We start from the raw sequence: 21,220 nt of genomic DNA, 5'->3' as shown, positions 1-21,220 counted from the left end.
TCCCCGGACCTCGCGGTCCCCGGGCCCCGGAGCCGGTCGGCTCGTAGTGACGGGACGTCGGTGGTGGGTACTCCCCCTCGGCCCGGGCTGGCCCGGACGTCCCCCATGATGCCTAAGTGGACCGGTTCACTCAAGTTAAAAGTCGGGTCCGGGTGGACCACTGGTCCAGCCGGTCCAGCCACGCCTGCCCGCGGCCGTCGAAGGCCCCCGTGCCGGCGTGCGCCGCGGTCCACACCTCGTCGCGGGAGGCCTCTGCGGCGGCGACGACCTCGGGCGGGTAGCCGTAGGCGGCCTGGTGCTCGGCGAACTCGTCCTCGTCGTCGACGTACCAGGTGCCGTCGGCTCGCTGGATGACGTCGAGGTCGAGGTCGACGCAGCGCACCTCCACCCCGTCGGGGCCCGGCTCGAGGACCGGGGGCGTGGTCATGTCGACGTACGTCGAGCACCAGATGCCGGGGGCGTGGAAGGTCGCGGCCCACCAGCGCTCGCGGGGGAAGAGCGTGACGGTGTCGACGTCGGAGTGGAACTCCATGCCGGGGCGGTGGTGGTGGGTGCCGGCGGTCGCGCCCACCCAGTCGCCGAGCTCGTCGGAGCCGAGCCAGAGGCCGGCGTACTGCCAGTGGGGCCGCTCGCCCCACTTCGACATCCGGACGTGCAGAGGGTCCCCGAGCTCCATGCCCGGGGACCCTACGCGGTGGGGGGCGCTGCTCAGACCAGCTGGGTCTTCGCCGGCAGGACCTTCTTGGAGACCTTCGCGACGACGTCCTGGTAGCGCGAGCCCGAGAGCTTGGCGAACCAGTGCAGCGCGTGCGCGTCGATGCCGACCAGGACGCGGGCCTGGTCCTTCTCGATGCCGCGGACGATGATCTCGGCAGCCCGCTCGGGGGTCATCTTGGCCAGCTTCTCGTCGAAGAGCTTCGCGGTGGCCGCCTTGTCGTCCTTCTCCGAGACCCGGGCGTTGCGGGCGATCGCGGTCTTGATTCCGCCCGGGTGCACGACGGTCACGCCGACGGGGTGCCCGGCGATGAGCATCTCCTCGCGCAGCGCCTCGGACATGCCGCGCACGGCGTACTTGGTGGCGTTGTAGATCGACTGGCCGGGCATCGAGACCAGGCCGAAGAGCGAGGACAGGTTCACGACGTGGCCGTCCCCGGAGGCGATGAGGTGGGGCAGGAACGCCTTGGTGCCGTGCAGGACGCCGTTCAGGTTGATCCCGAGGATCCAGTCGATGTCCGTCCAGGCGAGGTCCGCGAGGTCGCCGGACAGGGCGACGCCGGCGTTGTTGACCACGACGTTGACCCGGCCGAACTGCTCGGCCACGGCGTCGGCGTAGGCCTCGAAGGCGGCGCGGTCGGCCACGTCGAGGCGGTCGGAGCGGACCTCGCGGGCGCCGGCGCCCTTGACGAGGTCGACGGTCTCGGCCAGGCCGGCCTCGTCGACGTCGGAGAGGGCCAGCAGCGAGCCCTTGCGGGCGAGGTTCAGCGCGAGGGCGCGACCGATGCCGGAGCCGGCCCCGGTGATGACGACGACCTTGTCGGACAGGTTCTTCATGCGGAGACAGCCTCTCGGGACGGGGTGGTCACGGGGGAGGTCTCCCCGGTGACGGTGTAGGCGGCGAGGTCGAAGCGCGACAGCAGCCGACGGAAGGTGAAGGTGGCGCGCGGCCACAGCGTGGTGTTGCGGCCCTCGGAGTCGAGGTACCACGACGCGCAGCCGCCGGTGGTCCACACGGTGCGCTTCATCCGCTCCTGCAGGCCGGCGTTGAACTGCGACGTGACGTCCTCGCGGGGCTCGACGGTGGCGAGCCGGTGGGTCCGCATGGTGCGGATCGCGTCGCGGATGTAGGCGACCTGCGACTCGATGATGAAGACCATGCTGGAGTGGCCCAGCCCGGTGTTGGGGCCGACCATCATGAACAGGTTCGGGAACTCCGGGATGGTCGTGCCCTTGTAGCCCGCCATCCCGTGCTCGGCGAAGCGCTCGGCCAGGGTGCGGCCCGTGCGTCCGGTGATCTGGTGGGCGATCGGGATGTCAGTGGTGTGGAAGCCCGTCGCCACGACCAGGGCGTCGATCTCGCGCTCGGTGCCGTCGGCCGTCACGATCCCGCTGCCGGTGATCTTCTCGATCCGGTCGGTGACCAGCTCGACGTTGTCGGAGGCGACGGCGGGGTAGTAGCCGTTGGAGATGAGGATGCGCTTGCAGCCGATCTCGAAGGTCGGCGTGAGCTTCTCGCGCAGCACCGGGTCCTTGACGGCCTTGCGCAGGTTGCCCAGGGCGGCCGCCTTCGCCGGGGCGGCGATCCTGGGCTGCAGGGTGAAGGCGGGGACGTAGGTCTCGCGGCCCCAGTAGATCGCCGTGCGGTAGAGCTTCTGCAGCCCGGGCACGTGCCGCAGCGCGGCCTTCTCGAGCGCGGAGTAGGTGCGGTCGTGGCGGGGGAGCACGTAGGGCGCGGTGCGCTGGTAGAGATCCAGGCGGCCCACGATCTTCTGCAGCTCGGGGACGATCTGGATGGCCGAGGCGCCGGTGCCGATGACGGCCACCCGCTTGCCGGTCAGGTCGACGGAGTGGTCCCACTGCGCGGAGTGGAAGACCTCGCCCTGGAACGTCTCGATGCCCTCGATCTCGGGGAGCTTGGGCTCGGAGAGGCCGCCGGCGCCCGAGAGCAGCGTGCGGGCGGCGTACGTCGTCGAGCCGGTGGGGCCCTCGGTCTCGACCAGCCAGCGCTGGGACTCCTCGTCCCAGGCGGCGGCGACGACGCGGGTGTCGAAGACGAAGCGGTCCAGGACCCCGGACTCGCGGGCCACGCGCTGGAGGTAGGCGTGGATCTCCGGCTGTCGCGAGAACGACATCGACCAGTCGGGGTTGGGGGCGAAGGAGAAGGAGTAGAGCTGGCTCGGCACGTCGCACGCGGCACCGGGGTAGGTGTTGTCGCGCCAGGTGCCGCCGACGTCGGAGCCCTTCTCGATGACGACCAGGTCGCGCTCGCCGTCCTCGTCGAGCTTGATGGCGGCGGCCAGGCCGGCGAAGCCGGAGCCGATCACGAGGTGGTCGACCACACGGTGGGTGGCAGGAGTGCTCATGCTTCGACGGTAGTGGCGTTATTGAAAAAGTGTCAATAGACTGCCCGACGTGACCACCCGCACACCGAGCACCCGCACCCGGCTCAGCCCCGAGGAGCGCCGCTCCCAGCTGCTCGACCTCGGGGTCCGGCTGCTCTCCAGCCGGTCGCTGGACGAGCTGAGCATCGACCTGCTGGCCGAGGAGGCCGGCATCTCGCGCGGGCTGCTCTACCACTACTTCGGCTCGAAGCAGGCCTTCCACGAGGCGGTCGTGCGCCGCGCCGCCGACGACCTGGTCGCCCAGACCGCGCCGCCGGTCGAGGGGGAGCCGCTGCACCGGCTGCTGGTCTCGATGACCGCCTACCTCGACTACGTCGACACCAACCACGCGGGCTACCTGTCGCTGGTCAAGGCCGCCCAGGGCGGCAACGACACGCTCCGGGAGATCTACGACCAGGCGCGCGCCGCGCTGACCGACCGCATCTTCCGGGAGGACGCGCAGGGCCAGATCATCCGCGAGACCCCGCAGACCCGGCTGCTGGTCAAGGCGTGGGCGGCCTTCGCCGAGGAGGTCGTGCTCGGCTGGAAGGCCGATCCGGCGGGCGTCACCCGCGAGGAGGTCCTCGACGTGCTGGTGATGTCGTTGCCGGCGCTGGTCGGGGTGCTGCCGCCGCGGGAATGAGCGGGTGGGACGGGCCGCCGGCGGCCGGGGGAGTCTCAGGACCCCGGCGCAGCGGACCCGTCCCGGGGGACCGAGTAGTTGCCAAGCTCCCCAAGACCCGAGATTAGGTCGGTCCCGGGAGCCGGCCAAGGCGGTGGCGGCCGCTGGCCGGGAACGGTCGCTGACGGCGTACGACGAAGGGGCGCCGTCCGGTGGTCGGACGATGCCCCCTCGTGGGTGCCGGGTGGTGCGGCCGTGGGTCAGTCGCCGCGCACGACCTCGGCCAGCTGGTCCAGGCCCCAGGCGAGGTCCTCGGCGCTGATGACCAGCGGCGGGGCGAGCCGGATCGTGGAGCCGTGGGTGTCCTTGGCCAGGACGCCGCGGGCCATGAGCCGCTCGCAGACCTCGCGACCCGTGCCGACGGCGGGGTCGATGTCGACGCCGGCCCACAGGCCGCGCACGCGCACCGCGAGCACCCCGTGGCCCACCAGCGCCTCGAGCCGCTCGCGCATCAGCTCGCCGAGCTCGGCGGCGCGGACCTGGTGCTCACCGGTGGCGAGCATCCGCACCACCTCGAGGCCGACCGCACAGGCCAGCGGGTTGCCGCCGAAGGTCGAGCCGTGCTGACCCGGGCGCAGGACGCCGAGGACGTCGCGGTCGGCGACGACGGCCGAGACGGGGACGATGCCCGCGCCCAGCGCCTTGCCCAGGACGTAGAGGTCCGGGACGACGCCCTCGTGGTCGCTGGCGAAGGTCTTGCCCGTGCGACCCAGGCCGGCCTGGATCTCGTCGGCCGCCATGAGCACGTTCTCGCGGCGGGTCAGCTCGCGCAGGCCCTTCCAGAAGCCGTCCGGCGGGATGACCACGCCGCCCTCGCCCTGGATCGGCTCCATGAGCACGCCGACGGTGTTCGGGCCGATCGCGGCCTCGACGGCCGCCAGGTCGCCGTAGGGGACCATGACGAACCCGGGCGCGAACGGGCCGAAGCTGTTGCGGGCGTCGGGGTCGTCGGAGAAGCCCACGATCGTGGTGGTGCGACCGTGGAAGTTGCCGGAGGCGACGATGATCTCGGCCTCGCCGGGGGCCACGCCCTTGACCTCGTAGCCCCACTTGCGCATGACCTTGATCGCGGTCTCGACCGCCTCGGCGCCGGTGTTCATCGGCAGCACCAGCTCCTTGCCGCACAGGTCGCCCAGCTCGGCGCAGAAGTCGGCGAACTGGTCGTGCACGAAGGCGCGACTGGTCAGGGTCAGCTTGTCCAGCTGCTCGTGCGCGACGCGCAGCAGGCCCGGGTGGCCGTGGCCGAAGTTGAGGGCGGAGTAGCCGGCCAGGAGGTCGAGGAAACGGGTGCCGTCGACGTCGGTCATCCACGCGCCCTCGGCGTGCTCGATGACGACCGGGAGCGGCTTGTAGTTGCGGGCAGTGCGGGCCTCGGCGCGCTGGAACAGCTCGGTGGACCGCGCCGTCTCCTGCGGGGTCGCGGCGGGGGTCTCTGCGGTGGTGGTCATGCTCGCCTCCTCGGCTCGTCGGCGCCGCCCGGACGGGTCGGCCTCCTCGGACGTGCTCTGACCCCACGAGAACAGAGTCGGAGCGGAAAACCAAGGTTCGCACCCGGATCCTGCGGCGTCCGAATCGACGGGCCGGACACCTGTCCGGGAGATCGGGCGGTTCGCCGGAAGACCTCCGGACCGGGTGCCCGGGCCCGGCCTCAGTCGACCAGGTCCCGCACGGCCAGCGACGCGAAGACCATCGCCGTGCCGAGGGGAGCGCCCGGGCCGGGGTAGTAGGGGCCGGTCATGGGCGCGGCGGTGTTGCCGACGGCGTACAGGCCGGGCAGCGCGCTGCCGTCGGGCCGCAGGGCGCGGCCGTGGGCGTCGGTGACGACGCCGCCCTTGGTGCCGAGGTCGGACAGCACGAAGCGGGCCGCGTAGAAGGGCCCGGTGTCGACCGGGGTGAGGGCCTTGTTGGGGCCCTCGCCGTAGGTGAAGAAGGTGTCGTACTCGTCGGCGCCGCGGCCGAAGTCCTCGTCCACGCCGGTGGCGCAGAAGCCGTTGTAGCGCTCGACGGTCGCGGTCAGTGCCTCGGCAGGTACGCCGATGCGCTGGGCCAGCTCCGCGACCGAGTCGGCCTGCACCCAGGTCCCGGCGGCGAGGTGGTCTGCCGGGTCGCCCTCGGGCATCGCGATCGCGGGCAGCCGTCCGCCCTCGCGGGAGTCGAAGACGAACCACGACGGCACCCGCGCAGGGTCCTTGGCCATCTCCCGGCCGAACCGGTCGTAGGGCAGCGACTCGTTGGCGTAGCGCTGCCCGTGCGCGTCGACCATCACGCCGCTGCGCACGCCGAGGGTGAACGAGCCGGCGCCGTCCGGGTGCTCCAGGCCCGGGCAGAACCACCCGAGCCCGGTCCAGTCGACCGCCGCTCCGGCGTTGATCGCCGCACCGATCGGCTCGCCGGTGTTGGTGCCGCGGGGCGCCATCGTCCACTCCGCGCGACCGGGCGTGCCGTGCGACTGCCGCCGCGAGGCACTGCCCTCGAAGCCGCCGCTGGCCAGCAGCACCCCGCGCCGGGCCCGCACCTCCACCGGGCCCGCGTCGGTCGTCGCCCACACTCCCACGACGTGGTCGCCGAGGGTCGCGTCGGTCTCGGTCATCAGGTCGCGCACGCAGTAGCCGGTCAGCACCGTCCCGCCCGCCTCGACGTACGCCGCCAGCAGCCGCGCGATGAGCGCCTGGCCCCCGCTGAGCGTGCTGCGTCCCGGGCCGCCGACGCGGTCGCGCTCGACCGGCGGCCGCACCAGCGCCGCGACCTCGGGCGCCAGGTCGGCCCGCTTGACCGCCGTGGGCTGGATCGAGCGGCCCATCGGGAAGCGGCCAGGGGCGTCGTAGTACTCCGGGAAGGGCAGCCACTCGAAGTCGATGCCGGCCGCCTCCAGCTCGGCCACCACCACGGGGGCCTGGGCCAGGAAGGTCTCGATCTTGTCCTGGTCGGGGGCCCAGCCGTCGACCGGGGCGAGCACCCCCGCGAGATACTCGCGCGCACCCTCGGTCGAGTCGGCGATCCCGGCCTTCTGCTGCACGGTGGACCCGGGCAGCCAGCAGGCGCCGCCGGAGTAGGCCGAGGTGCCCCCGACGAGGTGGGTCTTCTCCAGCACGACCGTCCGCAGCCCGGCCCGCTGGGCCAGCAGGGCGCCGGTCATGGCGCCCCCTCCGGACCCGACCACCACGACGTCGTACGGCTCGATCTGCTCGCTCACGCCCCGGACTCTCGCGGGTGGAACGTGTTCTATCAAGGGGGCGGGGGGAATCGGTTCGTCCGGGTGGTGGTGGCCTTGAGAGGATGGGTCGGTCATGGACCCAGCAGGCACGGCGGAGCAGGCAGCCCTCGAGATCACCTACCCCGCCGACCTCCCGGTCAGCCAGCGACGCGACGACATCGCCGAGGCGATCCGCGACCACCAGGTCGTCGTGGTCGCGGGGGAGACCGGCTCGGGGAAGACGACCCAGCTGCCGAAGATCTGCCTGGAGCTGGGGCGCGGCACGACGACGTACCGCAAGGGCCGCGACGGCAAGCGCCGCCCCCGCGGCGGACTGATCGGGCACACGCAGCCACGCCGGATCGCCGCGCGCTCGGTCGCCGAGCGGATCGCCGAGGAGCTGAAGCAACCGCTCGGCGAGAAGGGCGTCGTCGGCTACCAGGTGCGCTTCACCGACCGCACCAGCGCCGACACCCGGGTCAAGCTGATGACCGACGGCATCCTGCTGGCCGAGCTGCAGCGCGACCGGATGCTGTGGCGCTACGACACGATCATCATCGACGAGGCGCACGAGCGCTCGCTGAACATCGACTTCCTCCTGGGCTACCTCAAGCGGCTGCTGCCGCGTCGGCCCGACCTCAAGCTGGTCATCACCTCCGCGACCATCGACGTGCAGCGCTTCGCCGAGCACTTCGCCGACCGCGACGGCAACCCGGCGCCGGTCATCGAGGTCAGCGGTCGGACCTACCCGGTCGAGGTCCGCTACCGCCCGCTGATGGAGCTGGCGGAGGACGACGACGACGGGGAGGTCGTGGTGCGCGACCAGACCGAGGCCGTCGTCGACGCGGTGCGCGAGCTGGCGGCCGAGGGCCCCGGCGACGTGCTGGTCTTCCTCCCCGGCGAGCGCGAGATCCGGGACACCGCGGACGCGCTCGAGGAGGCCGCGCCGTCCTTCCGCGGTGCCGGCGGCGGCCTGGAGGTGGTGCCGCTCTACTCGCGGCTCTCCGCCGCCGAGCAGCACCGGGTCTTCTCCCCGCACACCGGCCGGCGCGTGGTGCTGGCCACCAACGTCGCGGAGACGTCGCTGACCGTCCCGGGCATCAGGTACGTCGTCGACAGCGGCGTCGCGCGGATCAGCCGCTACTCCCTGCGCACCAAGGTCCAGCGCCTCCCGGTGGAGCCGGTCAGCCAGGCGTCGGCCAACCAGCGAGCCGGCCGTTGCGGTCGTCTCGGTCCGGGCATCGCGATCCGGCTCTACTCCGAGGAGGACTTCCTCGGCCGGCCGGAGTTCACCGACCCCGAGATCCTGCGCACCAACCTCGCGAGTGTCATCCTGCAGATGCGCTCGCTGGGGCTCGGGGACCTCGCGCGGTTCCCCTTCGTCGAGCCGCCCGACCGCCGCAACGTCAGCTCCGGCCTCCAGCTGCTCGAGGAGCTCGGGGCGCTGCGCCCCGAGGGCGACGGCAAGGACTCCCTCACCGAGACCGGCCGACGGCTGGCCCGCCTCCCCATCGACCCGCGTCTGGGCCGGATGATCCTCGAGGCCGAGCGGCTCGGGTGCGTCCGCGAGGTGGTCGTGATCGTGGCCGCGCTCTCGCTGCAGGACCCCCGCGAGCGTCCGGCCGAGCAGCGCCCGCAGGCCGACCAGCAGCACGCCCGGTTCAGGGCCGAGGGGTCGGACTTCCTCACGTGGCTCAACCTGTGGCGCTACGTCAAGGCGCAGCAGAAGGAGCTGTCCTCCAGCGCCTTCCGCCGCATGTGCAAGCGGGAGTTCCTCAACTACCTGCGCATCCGCGAGTGGCAGGACTTCGAGTCCCAGCTCCGGCAGGTGTGCAAGGAGATGGGGATCGACCTCGGGGTCTCGACAGGCTCGACCACCGAAGGGGCGGCGTACGACGCCGACGGCATCCACCAGGCGCTGCTGTCGGGGCTGCTCTCCCACATCGGCGCGCTGGAGGAGAAGGAGAAGCCGGCGCCGGGGGCCAAGGGCAAGCGGCCCGGTCCTCGGGAGTACCTCGGCGCCCGGAACGCGCGGTTCGCGATCTTCCCGGGCTCGGGCCTGAAGGGGAAGCAGCCGGCCTTCGTGATGGCCGGCGAGCTGGTGGAGACCTCGCGCCTGTGGGCCCGCCAGGTCGCGGCCATCCAGCCCGAGTGGGCCGAGCGGCTCGCCGGCGACCTCGTGAAGCGGCAGTACTCCGAGCCGCACTGGTCGACCAGGCGCGCCGCCGTCATGGCCCGCGAGCGAGTCACCTTGTACGGCGTGCCGCTGGTCGCCGACCGGCTGGTCAACTACGGAAAGGTCGACCGCGCCCTGGCCCGGGAGCTCTTCATCCGGCACGCCCTGGTGCAGGGGGAGTGGGCCGCCCTGGAGTCGGGACGGCAGAAGTTCTACGAGCACAACAAGCGGCTCCTCGACGAGGCCGCCGAGCTCGAGCACCGCTCCCGGCGCCGCGACATCGTCGTCTCCGAGGACATCCTCTTCGACTTCTACGACGCCCGCGTCGGCGCCGACGTCGTCTCCGGCGCCCACTTCGAGCAGTGGTGGAAGCGCGAGCGGCAGAAGCGGCCCGGGCTCCTCGACTTCGACCTCGCGATGCTGACCCACGACACGGCCGAGGAGGTCACCGAGGCCGACTTCCCGCAGGTCTGGCAGGACGAGGGGCTGACCTTCAACCTGGCCTACCACTTCGAGCCCGGTGCCGAGGACGACGGCCTCACCATCGAGGTGCCGGTCGCCACCCTCAACCGGGTCGCCGCCGACGACTTCTCCTGGAACGTCCCGGGCCTGCGCGAGGAGCTGGTGACCTCCCTCATCCGCTCGCTGCCCAAGAACCTGCGGGTCTCGCTCGTGCCGGCGCCCGACCGGGCGCGGGAGTTCCTCCGCTCCGTCCCGGTCGGGGAGGAGCCGCTGCTCGACGCGCTCGAGCGCTGGTGCCGCTCCACGACCGGCGTCGTCGTGCCGCGCGAGGCCTGGGACTGGTCCAAGGTCCCCGAGCACCTGCGCCCGACGTACCGCGTCGTCGACGAGCAGGGTCGCGAGCAGGCCCGCGGCAAGGACCTCGAGGCGCTCAAGGCCCCGCTGCGGGGCCAGTTCCAGCAGGCGATGGACGAGGTCGCCACCGACTCCGGGCTCGCCCGCACCGGCGAGACCACGTGGGTCTTCGGCGACCTGCCCGGCTCGATCACCCAGACCCGCGCCGGCCACGAGGTCACCGCCTACCCCGGCCTCGTCGACGAGGGGGAGTCGGTGGGCCTCGAGGTGGTCGGGTCCGCGGAGGAACGCGACGCCCGGCACCGGCTCGGCGTGGTGCGGCTGGTGCTGCTCGGGCTCGACGCCGGCGGCGACCAGACCGTCAAGCGGGTCGTCGACGGCCTGTCCAACACCGAGAAGCTCGGGCTGGCGGGCTCGCCGTACCCCTCGGTCGCCGAGCTGCTGGAGGACTGCCGTGCCGCCGTGGTCGTCGAGGCGGTCGACGCCCGGCCCGCGGTGCGGTCGCAGGCGGCGTACGACGCCCTCCTGGCGACGGTCCGCGCCGACCTCGAGCCGCGGGTGCGCGCGGTCCTGGCCGACGTCGTGCGGGTGCTGTCGGCCTGGCGAGCCGTCGAGAAGGACCTCTCGGGCCGCGCGGACATGGCGATGCTCCCCGCACTCACCGACATGCGGGCCCAGCTGGGTCGGCTGGTGACCCGGGGGTTCATCGGGGAGGCCGGCCCGACCCGGCTGCGCCGGTTCACCGTCTACCTCGCCGCCCTGGCCCAGCGCCGCGAGAAGTTGCTCGAGGGCGGCGGCTCCATCGGCCGCGACCGTCAGCTCATGGACAGGATCGGCGACCTCCAGGACTCCTGGCTGCACGCCGTCGCCGCCCTCCCCGAGGGCCGCCCGCTGCCGGAGCGCCTCCGTGAGGCCCGCTGGCTGCTGGAGGAGTACCGCATCTCCCTGTGGGCCCAGCAGCTCGGCACCGCCCAGTCCGTCTCCGACCAGCGGATCCGCAAGGTGCTCGCAGGCTGATCCGCGCCCCGGGGGAGGGGTCAGGCCAGGCGGCCGGCCAGCTCCAGGTGGCCCGCGGCCTCGAGCTGCTCGGCCGTGGCGAGCACCCGCGCGACCTCGTCGGTGGTCGTCTCGTCGGCCGAGGCGTTGCCGGCGGCGACCACCCGCGCGAACGCCGAGGCGCGGAACAGCACGTCGGCGAAGTCCGCGGACGCGATGCCGCGCAGCACCTCGTCGACCATCGCCTTGAGCTGGTCGGGCCCGGGCGGGTCGGCCACCCCCGCCACGACCCGGGCGACCTGCGCGCGGGCGCGGCCCTCGTCGTACGCCCGGGCGATCCGCGCCGGCTCCGCGTGCACCCACTGGCGCAGCAGGAAGAGCCGCCACAGGCAGCCGGCCAGCGAGTCCGCGGGAGCGCCGGCCCACAGCTCGGCGATCGCCTCGATGCCCTCGGTGTCGGCCAGGTGCAGCACCCGGTCGGCGACCCCGTCGTCGTCGGAGGCTCGCGACCCGCGCACCAGCAGCGCGGCGGCGCGGTCGGCGGCCTCGGTGACCAGCGCCGGGTCGGCGCCGCCCTCGACCGCGTCGAAGAACGCCGAGGTCTTCTGGGTCGGTCGGTGGTGGGGGCGGCTCATCCGACCACCGTACGCCGCCCGTTGCCGCCCGCGAGGGGGTCGGTGCGGGCTGGGGAGGGCGGGTTGTGCGCGACCGTCAGCCGCCTACACTGGTGACTTGTGCGCCGGGCCGCGGCAGCCCCGGGTCCCAACATCAGCCGCTACGAGCGGCCACGCGCCGTGAGGCGCTCCCGGTCCGGCGCACAACACCTCCTCCGGGGCTCACCCGTCCCGGGCGGACCTGTCCGGGCTCACCCTGGCGGTCGCCCACGACCTCGGGTCTAGGGTCGGCGGCATGGCCACCGTCCCCCGCCCCCGTCGCGTGCGCACGGCCCTGCGCCGGGCCCGCCTCCGGGTCTCCCGCGGCCTGCGGGTCACCTACAACCCGAGTACCGACGGCAAGCCCGACCCGGGCGAGGTCGTGTGGGCGTGGGTGCCCTACGAGGACGACCCGCGGCAGGGCAAGGACCGCCCCGTGCTGCTGCTCGCCCGCGACCGGCAGCGGCTCTACGGGTTGATGCTCTCCAGCGTCGACCACGACCGCGACCGGGACGACGAGGCCCGCCACGGCCGGCACTGGATGGACGTCGGCGCCGGGGGGTGGGACCGCGAGCGGCGGCCCAGCGAGGTGCGGCTGGACCGCCTGCTGACCCTCGCGCCCGACGACGTACGCCGGGAGGGGGCCGCCCTGGACCGGCCGACCTTCGAGCGGGTGGTCGCCGGGGCGCGCGCCTTCCACGACCTCGCCTGAGCCTGCCGCCCGCGACCCGCTGCTGCCGCCCCGCCCCGCGCGGGTGGCCCGGAGTTCCCGCCCGCTGCGTGAGGATCGGCACGTCGGTGACGGCTCAGCGACCCGGTGCGTACTGAGTAGGGTGTCGGCGCGGGTCGCACGACCCGGGACCGGGGAGGCGTGAGGTGAGGGTGACGGCGGTGGCGACGGGCAGTCCGAGGGGACGGACCCGGCTACGGCGCGCAGGCGTGGCCGCGACGTGCGTCGCCCTGCTCGCGACCCTGGCCGCTTGCACCTCCGAGGACGAGCAGCCGCCGCTGAGCCCCGACCCCGTGCCCGCCCCCCGGGCCGAGGACGTGCTGACCCTGGCGGTCTGGGGCAGTGCCATCGAGGTCGCCACCTACGAGCGCCTCATGGCGGAGTACTCCTCCTCCTCCGACACCTCCGAGGTCGAGGTCGTCGCCTTCGCCGACCGCGAGGAGGCGATGGACGCCATCGAGTCCGGGGAGGTCCGCCCCGACGTCTTCATGGCCTCCCGCCGCGACCTCAGCCGCCTGCGCGAGGACGAGCGGACTATCCCGGTGGACGAGCTGCTCGACGAGCGCTTCGTCGAGTTCGGCGACGGCTACGCCCGCGAGGCGCTGCTCGCGTTCTCGGCCGACCAGCGCCTGCAGTGCATGCCCTTCGAGGTCTCCCCGACGGTCGTCTACTACAACACCGACCTCGTCGACTTCGAGCGGATGCGCGAGCGCGGTCTCGACGCGCCCACGAGTCCCAACCGCTGGAGCTTCGAGCAGTTCCGCGAGGCGGCGGAGTTCGCCACCCGGCCGCGCCGCGGCACCAAGGGCGTGCACGTCGACCCGTCCCTCGCCGGGCTGGCGCCCTTCGTGTACGCCGGGGGCGGGGAGCTCTTCGCCGACGGCGAGCCGCCCACGTCGCTGGCCTTCAGCGAGGAGTCGACGCGCGAGGCCCTCGAGCGGACCCTGGAGCTGCTGCGCAGCGGCCCGCTGACCCTCAGCGACAGCCAGCTGGAGCGCGCCTCGGCCCTGGAGTGGTTCCGCCGCGGCAAGCTGGCCATGATCACCGGCGACCGGTCCTGGGTGCCGGGTCTGCGCGTGACCCAGGGCCTGGAGTTCGACGTCATGCCGATCCCCACCCTCGAGGAGACCGCCACGACCGGTGAGCTGATCGGCTTCTGCCTGGCCCGCCGGCCGCTGTCGCTGTCCGGTGCCGCCGACCTGCTGGTGCATCTGATCTCCGACGACGTGGTGCGGCCGCTGACCCGCAGCGGCTACCTCGTCCCCGCCAACCAGCAGGTGGCCCTTTCGGAGGACTTCCTCCAGCCCGGTCGGCTGCCGGAGTCCTCGACGGTCTTCACCGAATCCGTCGACGACATGGTGATCCCGCCGCTGCTGGACTCCTGGGGTCCGCTCCAGCGGGCTGTCGACGATCTGGTCGAGACCCTCGTGACCGCGCCGGGCGTGCTCGACCTCGAGGCCGTCACCGCCGAGATCGACCTGGCCTCCCAGCTGGTGCTGGCGCCGGACCCGGTGGTCGGTGAGGACGGCGAGCCGGTCGAGGAGCCGCAGGACTAGTCTGCGGAGCCGTCCTCGGGCTCCGGTTCGGGGTCCGGGACCGGCTCGTCGCCGTGCAGGATCGCCGCCACGAGCAGCGGCGTCACGAGCTCGACCTGCCACGGGCGCGCGCCGTAGCCGGTGAGCTGCTCGCCCACGGCCTCGGCCAGCGCCTCGGCGTCGCGGGTGCGCGGCGGGGTCCACAGCGTGCGACGGAGGTAGTCGGGTGTCAGCAGCTGCTCGGCGGGCATGCCGTGCTCCTCGGCCAGCGCTGCCATCGCGTCGCGGGCGTGCTGGAGGCGGCGAGCGGCGACCGGGTCGCGGTCGGCCCAGGCCCGCGGCGGCGGCGGTCCGTCGGTGCGCGGCTGCCGGGTGGGCAGGTGCTCCTCGGGCATCTCGGCGACCTGCTGGAGCGCGGCGACCCAGCGGCTGGAGTAGCGCTCGGCGCCCCGGCCGTGGAACCCCTTGAGCCCCAGCAGTGACGGCTTGTCGGTGGGCAGTGCGGTCGCGGCGACGGTGATCGCGGAGTCCGGGAGGATGCGGCCCGGCGTGACGTCGCGCTGCTCGGCGATCTCGTCGCGCAGCTCCCACAACGCCTTGACCGCGCCGAGGGAGCGGCGTCCGCGGATCTTGTGCAACCCGCTCGTACGTCGCCAGGCGTCGACCCGGGGCGTCGGCTCGAAGCTGCGCAGCGCGTCGAACTCCTGGCGCGCCCACTCCGCCTTGCCGGTCGCCTCGAGCTCCTCGCCCAGCAGGTGTCGCAGCTCGAGCAGCACCTCGACGTCGAGCGCGGCGTACTCCAGCCAGGGCTGCGGCAGCGGCCGGGTCGACCAGTCGACGGCCGAGTGCTCCTTCTTCATCCGCTGGCCCAGCAGCGACTCGACCAGGGTGGCCAGGCCGACGCGGGGGTAGCCCAGCAGACGACCGGCCAGCTCGGTGTCGAAGAGCGCGGCCGGGGACAGCCCCTCGTCGCGCAGGCAGGGGAGGTCCTGGGTGGCGGCGTGCAGGATCCACTCCGCGTCGCCGATGGCCTCCTGGAGCATCGGCAGGCCGTCGAAGGCGGCCGGGTCGACCAGGTGGGTGCCGGCGCCCTCGCGGCGCAGCTGGATGAGGTAGGCGCGGTTGGAGTAGCGGTAGCCCGAGGCGCGCTCGGCGTCGATGGCGACCGGTCCGGTGCCGCTCGCGACCGCCTCGCAGGTGGCCTCGAGCTGCGCGTGGGTGTCGACCACGGCGGAGAGACCGTCGCGCAGCGTGAGGAGCGGGGCCGGCGGCGCCTCCGGCTCGGCGGGCGCCTCGGGGGCGTCCTCGGCAGCCTGCTCGGCAGGCGCTTGGTCGTCGCTCATCGGCCGCGCCCGCGTCGGCTCGGCATGACCGCGACGCCGTCGGGGACCGGAGGAAGCCCTGCGGCGGTGCACAGCAGCTCGCCCCAGGCCTCGATGTGCGGCGTCACGTCGGGCACCGCGTCGGGGTCGCCGACCTGGTCGGGGGGGACCAGCGGGGTCCACGAGGCGCGGACCTCGACCTGCGCGGTCCCGCCCTCCTCGCTCATGGCGCCGAAGCTCTCGGTGGCCACGCGGGTGACCGTCCCCGAGGCCGCGGTGTACGCCGCCCCGTGGGCGTCCAGCGCCTCGGTCAGCCAGTCCCACCCGACCGCGGAGAGCATCGGGTCGGTGACCAGGTCCAGCTCGATCTCGGCCCGGACGTAGGCGACCAGCCGGAAGGTGCCGTCCCACGCGTCGTTGCCGGCCGGGTCGTGCAGCAGGATGATCCGCCCGGTGCCGAGGTCGACGTCGTCGACGGTGACGTCGGCGGAGACCGCGGCGGCGTACGGCGCGATCCGCTGCGGTGCGGGCATCGGCTCGCACAGCACCTCGGGTCGCATCCGGGCCCGCCGCATGCCGGCCACCGCCTCGCGGAACGCGGGGGGCTCGGCGGACGCACCCGCTCCGGGGTGCGTCTCCTGGCGGACGACCATGCCTTCACAGTAGGTCCGGTTCGGGTGAAGGGATGTGCGAACACGCCGGGACCCTGGGAGGCTGGCCCGGTGACGAGCCCCACCTCCAGCCCCACCTCCAGCCCCGCCAGCAGCCCCGCGCCCGACCTGTCGGGCAGTGCGTTCCTCAAGGCCCTGCGCGGTGAGCCGGTGCCGCACACCCCCGTGTGGTTCATGCGCCAGGCGGGCCGCTCGCTGCCGGAGTACCTCAAGGTGCGCGAGGGCGTGGGGATGCTGGAGTCCTGCATGGACCCCGGCCTCGTCGTCGAGATCACCATGCAGCCCGTGCGGCGCTACGGCGTGGACGCGGCGATCTTCTTCTCCGACATCGTGCTGCCGCTCAAGGCGGTCGGGGTCGACCTGGACATCAAGCCGGGCGTCGGCCCGGTCGTGGCCGAGCCGGTGCGCACCCTCGAGGACGTCGCGCGGATCCCCGACCTGACGCCCGAGCACGTCCCCTTCATCACCCAGGCGGTGCAGGGCCTGGTCGGCGAGCTCGGGAGCACCCCGCTGATCGGTTTCGCCGGCGCGCCGTTCACGGTGGCGTCGTACCTCGTGGAGGGCGGGCCCTCGAAGGAGCACGCGAGGACCAAGGCGATGATGTTCGGCGCCCCCGAGGTGTGGGCGGCGCTGATGGAGAAGATCACCGGGATCGCCGCGACCTACCTCGAGGTGCAGGTCGCTGCGGGGGCCTCCGCGGTCCAGCTCTTCGACTCCTGGGCCGGGGCGCTGACCCCGCAGGACTACGCCGCCCACGTGCAGCCGCACTCCGCGCGCGTGCTCGAGCGGGCCGGGGCCCTCGGTGTGCCGCGCATCCACTTCGGCGTGGGGACCTCCAACCTGCTCGACCTCATGGGCGAGGCCGGTGCCGACGTGGTCGGCGTCGACTGGCGCACCCCGCTGGAGCGGGCGATCCCGATGGTCGGCGACCGCGGCGTCCAGGGGAACCTCGACCCCACGCTGGTCTTCGCCCCGACCGAGGTGATGACCGCGCGTGCCGCCGAGATCATCGAGGCCGGGCGCGCGGCCAAGGGCCACGTGTTCAACCTCGGCCACGGCGTGCTGCCCTCGACCGACCCCGACCAGCTCGCGCGGCTGACGGAGTTCGTCCAGGGCTACCCGCTCGGCTGAGCCGGTCCTCACTCCTTGGCGGCGGTCCGCTTGCGGGCCTGCCCGCCGCGCCGCCGCGACGACGGCCGGGCGACCAGGCGCACTCGGATGACGTGGTCCTCGCGCTCCTCGACCTCGACGTAGTCCTGCGCACGCGCCAGCGTCACGAGCTTGCCGAAGCCGTAGTTGCGCGGGTCGAAGGAGGACTGGCTGCTGCCGAGGTAGCTGCCGACCGAGCCCAGGTGGGCCCACCCGTCGTCGTCGGAGGTCGCGTCGATCGCGGAGGTCAGGAGCTTCTGCAGGTCGGGCAGCGGCGCCTGCTCCTCGGCGGCCGGCTCGGCTCCCGTGGCCTCCTCGTCGTCGCCGGGGTCGCCGAGCACCTCGAGGTAGATGAACTTGTCGCAGGCGGCGACGAGCGACGGGGGCGTCCGGCGCCGGCCCAGGCCGTAGACCGTCTTGCCCGACTCCCGCAGCCGCGTGGCGAGCCGGGTGAAGTCGGAGTCGCTGGAGACGATCGCGAAGGCCTCCAGGTTGCCGGAGTAGAGCAGGTCCATCGCGTCGATGATCAGCGCGGAGTCGGTGGAGTTCTTGCCCTGCGTGTAGGCGAACTGCTGGACCGGCTGGATGGCGTGCTGGTTGAGCGCCTTCTTCCAGCCCACCAGCTGCTGGGTGGTCCAGTCGCCGTAGGCGCGCTTGACGGTCGGTACGCCGTAGCGCGCGACCTCCTCGAGCAGGGCTCCCGCGTGGGAGGCGGAGGTGTTGTCGGCGTCGATGAGGACCGCCATCCGGACGGCGGAGGAGTCGGCCATCCCGCCATCCTGCCCGACCCGGGTCCGGGGTGGGCTCAGCCCTCGGGACCAGCGGGGTCCGCACCGGCCGGGGCGGCACCGGCCGGCGCGGCCGTCACCGGCGTACGACGGCGGCGGGCCGCGGCCCGCAGGAGCAGCCAGGCCGGGACGCCGACGAGCAGCCCCGCCGCGGCGAAGGGCAGCACGGCGCCGGTGACGGTGGCGAGGCCGACCGCGACGGTGGTGAAGCCGTCCCAGCCCGACTCCAGGCCGGCGAGGAAGCCGGAGTCGTCGTCGTCCTCGTCGGGGCCGCCGTCCTCGGGGTGGCGCTGGAGGTGGACGGTGATGGTGGAGAGCGAGGTGCGGTCGGCGAGGTAGGCCTGCTGCTGGAGCAGCGAGTTGAGGTCGGCCTCGCGACGGCTGAGCTCGCGCTCGACCGAGACCACGGCCTGGATCGTGCCGGCGCGGGCCAGGAGCGCCTCGATCCGGGCGATGGACTCGCGCTGGATCCGGATCCGGACCTCGGTGTCGACGACCTGCGTCGTCACGTCCTCGGAGGAGGTCGAGGAGGCCTCCAGGTCGGCGAGGCCCTCCAGCAGGTCCATCGCCTCGGTGAAGTCCTCGCTCGGCACCCGCAGCACGAGCCGCGCGTCGCGCACCGTGCCGTCGTCGTCGGTCCTGGTCTCGGAGTCGGTGACCTGCCCCCCGAGCCGGTCGACGACCTTCTGCACCTCGAAGCGGGTCTCGCCGACGTCGTCGGCGCGGAGGCTGACGGTGCCCTTGCTGATGATCGACGGCTCGCGCAGCACCGCCGCCGTCCGGGCGGACTGCCGCGAACCGCTCGCCGTCGAGCCCGACACCGCGCCCCCGCCCAGGTCCTGGGTGTCGGCGTCGAAGGCCAGGGCGCGACCGTCGACCGCGCCTACCTCCCCAGGAGCCTGTGGGGCCTCGTCGGTGATGAGCGCCCCCTCGCTGGAGGCAGCGTCCCCGCCGCCCGAGCCGCCAGCACACGCGGTGAGGCCGAGCAGGAGGGCGGTGGCCAGGGCAGCCAGAGAGGCGGAGGGCCGGGAGACGCGGTGGGTGCGGCGCGGGCGGGTCATGCCGCTGGGACGCGGGGGAGCGGTCGGGGGTTCCCGCAGCCGCGACCGGGCGCGTGGGACGCTGGCGACGTGACGGGTGAGCATCGCGACGTGGTGGTCGTCGGCGCTGGGATCGGGGGTCTGGCCGCGGCGCACCGGCTGCGCGAGCAGGGCCGCGACGTGCTGGTGCTGGAGGGCTCGCCGGAGGTCGGGGGAGTGCTGCGGCGTCGTACCGTCGCGGGGGTCGGGGTCGACGTCGGCGCCGAGGCGATGCTGAACCGCCGCCCCGAGGGCGTCGCGCTCGCGGCCGAGCTGGGCCTCGAGGTCTGCCACCCCGCGCAGGCGTCGTCACGGATCTGGACCCGCGGCGCGCTGCGGCCGCTCCCGCGCTCGCTCATGGGCGTGCCGCTCGACCTCGAGGACCTCGAGGCCAGCGGCGTGCTCACCGCAGACGAGCTCGACCGCGTGCGAGCCGAGCGCGGCCACGCACCCACCGACGTCGGCGAGGACGTCACCGTCGGCGCACTGGTCGACGACCGGCTCGGACCGGCCGTCACCGACCGGCTGGTCGAGCCGCTGCTGGGCGGGGTGTACGCCGGGCACGCCCGCGCCATCTCCGCCCGGGCGGCGGTGCCGCAGCTGGTCGCGCTGGCCGAGAAGGGCTCGTTGCTCGACCAGGCGTCCTCGCTGTCCACGCCCGCGACCTACTCCGCGCCCGTCTTCGCCGGGCTGCCCGGTGGCATGGGCGGGCTGCCGCTGGCCCTCGCCGAGCGGCTCGAGGTGCGCACGCAGGAGACGGTGCGCCGGCTGACCCGCGAGCACGCCCGGTTCCGCCTGGTCGTCGGACCGACCACTGCCGAGCGCACGATCACCGCGGACGCCGTGGTCCTCGCCGTGCCTCCGTCGCCCGCGGCCCGGCTGCTGGGCGACCTCGCCCCGGTCGCCGGCGAGCTGGTCGGCGGCATCGGCACCGCGTCGGTCGCGGTCGTGACCCTCGCCTTCCGGCTCGCCGACGTCGGCGACCTCGGCGGCACCGACGCCTCCGGCTTCCTGGTCCCGCCGGTCGAGGCGCGCGCGATCAAGGCCGCGACCTTCTCCTTCGCCAAGTGGGGCTGGGTGCGCGAGGCCGGGGAGGCCGAGGGGCTCCTCCACCTGCGCACCTCGCTGGGCCGGCACGGGGAGGAGTCCTCGCTCCAGGTCCCCGACGCCGCCCTGGTGGCGGCCTCGCTGGCGGACCTGGGTGAGGCGGTCGGGCTCCGTGCGCAGCCGGTCGCCACCCACGTGCAGCGGTGGGGCGGCGGTCTCCCGCAGTACGCCCTGGGCCACCTCGGGCGGGTCGCGCGCATCCGCGCCGAGCTGGCGCGGGTCCCCGGGCTCGCCGTCTGCGGAGCGGCGTACGACGGGGTCGGCGTCCCCGCGGTCATCGGCTCCGCGGAACGGGCCGTCGCGTCGGTGTGACCGGGGCCGACCCGGGACAAGCCTTGCCGCGCTGTCCCTGGGCGGGGGGACACCCCGACCCGGAGGCTCCTGGGTGTCGGCACACCGCCGGTGTCGCCGACTCCCACCGACCGAACACGGAGAGCCCCATGACCGTCCTCACCCCCACCCCGGCCCGCACCGACCGCCGCGAGCCGGCCCCCACGACCTCCCGCGCCTGGGCGCTGGCCGGCGTCGTCGCCGGGGTCGCCGGCATCGGCACCATCGTCACCTCGGGCATGGTCGACGCCGTCTACCGCGAGGACCTGTGGGGCGACCCGCAGGCGATCGCGGAGGCGGTGGCCGACAAGGCCCCCGTCATCGCCGTCTTCCACGTCGTCTCCCTGATCGGCGCGGTGGCGATGGTGGTCTTCGCGGCCGGCCTGCACCGGCGGCTGGCCGCAGGCACCCCCGCCGGCTCGCTGCTGCCCGCCGTGGCCTCCGCCGGGCTGCTGGCCACCGCGGTCGTGACGGTGCTCGGCACCGGCCTGGACACCGAGTTCATGTTCGCCTTCGCGGCGGGCGAGGACGCCATCGACCCGTCCAACATGGCGATGTACAACAACTGGATCGGCACCATCCCGTGGTGCTGGGTGCTCGCCGGGCTCTCCGGCGTGGCCGTGTGGCGCGCCGCCCGCGTCGGTGCCGTGCCCACGTGGATCGGCCGCACCGGCCTGGTCCTCGGCGGGCTCACCCTGCTGCTCGGCATCAGCCCGATGCAGTACATGGCCGGCCTGACCGGCCCGGTGTGGCTGCTGGTCACCGCGCTCGGCCTGGTCCTCGGTGACCGCGCCTTCCGCGCCGGTCGCTGACCCGCCGTCCGTGCGACCCACCACCCGCCCGATCCATCGTCCGGCCTCGGAGGTTTCCCCTCCGGGGCCGGGCCCGTGCCCGC

17 protein-coding genes are annotated in these 21,220 nt (G+C 73.8%); 7 read left to right on the top strand and 10 right to left on the bottom strand.

The window, feature by feature from the left end:
* Window positions 1-130 precede the first annotated feature (130 nt).
* Genes Q1V71_RS16425 through Q1V71_RS16415 form a run of 3 tightly spaced genes read right to left on the bottom strand, consistent with a single transcriptional unit; the run spans window position 131 to window position 3,080 of the window.
* Window positions 131-676 (bottom strand): DUF402 domain-containing protein, encoded by a 546-nt coding sequence (locus tag Q1V71_RS16425; RefSeq protein WP_300645167.1) that lies wholly within the window; start codon window positions 674-676, stop codon window positions 131-133.
* Window positions 677-708: 32 nt separating this feature from the next.
* A complete protein-coding gene (locus Q1V71_RS16420; RefSeq protein WP_300645165.1) occupies window positions 709-1,551 on the bottom strand; it encodes an SDR family oxidoreductase in 843 nt (280 codons plus the stop codon).
* Window positions 1,548-3,080 carry an NAD(P)/FAD-dependent oxidoreductase gene (locus Q1V71_RS16415; protein WP_300645164.1) on the bottom strand — a complete coding sequence of 511 codons (1,533 nt, stop codon included), beginning with the start codon at window positions 3,078-3,080 and terminating at the stop codon, window positions 1,548-1,550. The genes Q1V71_RS16420 and Q1V71_RS16415 overlap by 4 nt, the downstream gene beginning before the upstream one ends.
* 49 nt (window positions 3,081-3,129) lie before the next feature.
* Here Q1V71_RS16415 and Q1V71_RS16410 point away from each other — a divergent pair, with 49 nt between their 5' ends.
* Window positions 3,130-3,741 (top strand): TetR/AcrR family transcriptional regulator, encoded by a 612-nt coding sequence (locus tag Q1V71_RS16410; RefSeq protein ID WP_300645163.1) that lies wholly within the window; start codon window positions 3,130-3,132, stop codon window positions 3,739-3,741.
* Between the two features lie 239 nt (window positions 3,742-3,980).
* On the opposite strand, the gene rocD is transcribed toward Q1V71_RS16410, so the two are convergent.
* A complete protein-coding gene (gene rocD, locus Q1V71_RS16405; protein ID WP_300645161.1) occupies window positions 3,981-5,228 on the bottom strand; it encodes an ornithine--oxo-acid transaminase in 1,248 nt (415 codons plus the stop codon).
* A 200-nt stretch (window positions 5,229-5,428) separates the two neighbouring features.
* Window positions 5,429-6,973, bottom strand: a complete 1,545-nt coding sequence (locus tag Q1V71_RS16400; RefSeq protein WP_300645159.1) for an FAD-binding protein — start codon at window positions 6,971-6,973, stop codon at window positions 5,429-5,431.
* Between the two features lie 94 nt (window positions 6,974-7,067).
* Here Q1V71_RS16400 and hrpA point away from each other — a divergent pair, with 94 nt between their 5' ends.
* The gene (gene hrpA / locus Q1V71_RS16395; RefSeq protein WP_300645158.1) at window positions 7,068-10,982 is read left to right on the top strand and encodes an ATP-dependent RNA helicase HrpA; all 3,915 of its coding nucleotides are present in this window, start codon (window positions 7,068-7,070) and stop codon (window positions 10,980-10,982) included.
* A 20-nt stretch (window positions 10,983-11,002) separates the two neighbouring features.
* On the opposite strand, the gene Q1V71_RS16390 is transcribed toward hrpA, so the two are convergent.
* On the bottom strand, window positions 11,003-11,596 hold the full coding sequence (locus Q1V71_RS16390; protein ID WP_300645157.1) for a hypothetical protein: 594 nt from the start codon (window positions 11,594-11,596) through the stop codon (window positions 11,003-11,005).
* Between the two features lie 274 nt (window positions 11,597-11,870).
* Here Q1V71_RS16390 and Q1V71_RS16385 point away from each other — a divergent pair, with 274 nt between their 5' ends.
* Window positions 11,871-12,326: a type II toxin-antitoxin system PemK/MazF family toxin gene (locus Q1V71_RS16385; protein WP_300645156.1), complete on the top strand. Its 456-nt coding sequence runs from the start codon at window positions 11,871-11,873 to the stop codon at window positions 12,324-12,326.
* A gap of 227 nt (window positions 12,327-12,553) precedes the next feature.
* A complete protein-coding gene (locus Q1V71_RS16380) occupies window positions 12,554-13,900 on the top strand; it encodes an extracellular solute-binding protein (protein ID WP_300645154.1) in 1,347 nt (448 codons plus the stop codon).
* Here the strand turns inward: Q1V71_RS16380 and Q1V71_RS16375 are convergent.
* Both Q1V71_RS16375 and Q1V71_RS16370 read right to left on the bottom strand, forming a co-directional pair.
* Window positions 13,897-15,222, bottom strand: coding sequence for a ribonuclease D (locus tag Q1V71_RS16375; protein WP_300645153.1), 1,326 nt, complete (start codon window positions 15,220-15,222; stop codon window positions 13,897-13,899). The two genes, Q1V71_RS16380 and Q1V71_RS16375, sit on opposite strands and share 4 nt — an antisense overlap.
* Window positions 15,219-15,854 (bottom strand): DUF3000 domain-containing protein, encoded by a 636-nt coding sequence (locus Q1V71_RS16370; protein WP_300645152.1) that lies wholly within the window; start codon window positions 15,852-15,854, stop codon window positions 15,219-15,221. Before Q1V71_RS16370 ends, Q1V71_RS16375 begins: the two co-directional genes overlap by 4 nt.
* A gap of 126 nt (window positions 15,855-15,980) precedes the next feature.
* Between Q1V71_RS16370 and hemE the strand changes: the two genes are divergently transcribed.
* Window positions 15,981-17,003 carry a uroporphyrinogen decarboxylase gene (hemE, locus tag Q1V71_RS16365; RefSeq protein WP_300645193.1) on the top strand — a complete coding sequence of 341 codons (1,023 nt, stop codon included), beginning with the start codon at window positions 15,981-15,983 and terminating at the stop codon, window positions 17,001-17,003.
* 8 nt (window positions 17,004-17,011) lie between these two features.
* Here the strand turns inward: hemE and Q1V71_RS16360 are convergent, their stop codons facing one another.
* On the bottom strand, window positions 17,012-17,791 hold the full coding sequence (locus tag Q1V71_RS16360) for an NYN domain-containing protein (RefSeq protein ID WP_300645151.1): 780 nt from the start codon (window positions 17,789-17,791) through the stop codon (window positions 17,012-17,014).
* 35 nt (window positions 17,792-17,826) lie between these two features.
* Complete coding sequence (locus Q1V71_RS16355) at window positions 17,827-18,954, bottom strand: DUF4349 domain-containing protein (protein ID WP_300645150.1); 1,128 nt, start codon at window positions 18,952-18,954, stop codon at window positions 17,827-17,829.
* Here Q1V71_RS16355 and hemG point away from each other — a divergent pair.
* Window positions 18,940-20,307, top strand: coding sequence for a protoporphyrinogen oxidase (gene hemG, locus Q1V71_RS16350; RefSeq protein WP_300645149.1), 1,368 nt, complete (start codon window positions 18,940-18,942; stop codon window positions 20,305-20,307). The two genes, Q1V71_RS16355 and hemG, sit on opposite strands and share 15 nt — an antisense overlap.
* Before the next feature lie 128 nt (window positions 20,308-20,435).
* On the top strand, window positions 20,436-21,137 hold the full coding sequence (locus tag Q1V71_RS16345; RefSeq protein ID WP_300645148.1) for a hypothetical protein: 702 nt from the start codon (window positions 20,436-20,438) through the stop codon (window positions 21,135-21,137).
* Window positions 21,138-21,220: the final 83 nt, after the last annotated feature.

This window comes from Nocardioides sp., from assembly GCF_030149505.1.
Lineage (GTDB): Bacteria > Actinomycetota > Actinomycetes > Propionibacteriales > Nocardioidaceae > Nocardioides.
The sequence above is the reverse complement of the archived record's forward strand: the minus strand, read 5'-3'. Positions and strand labels throughout refer to the sequence as shown.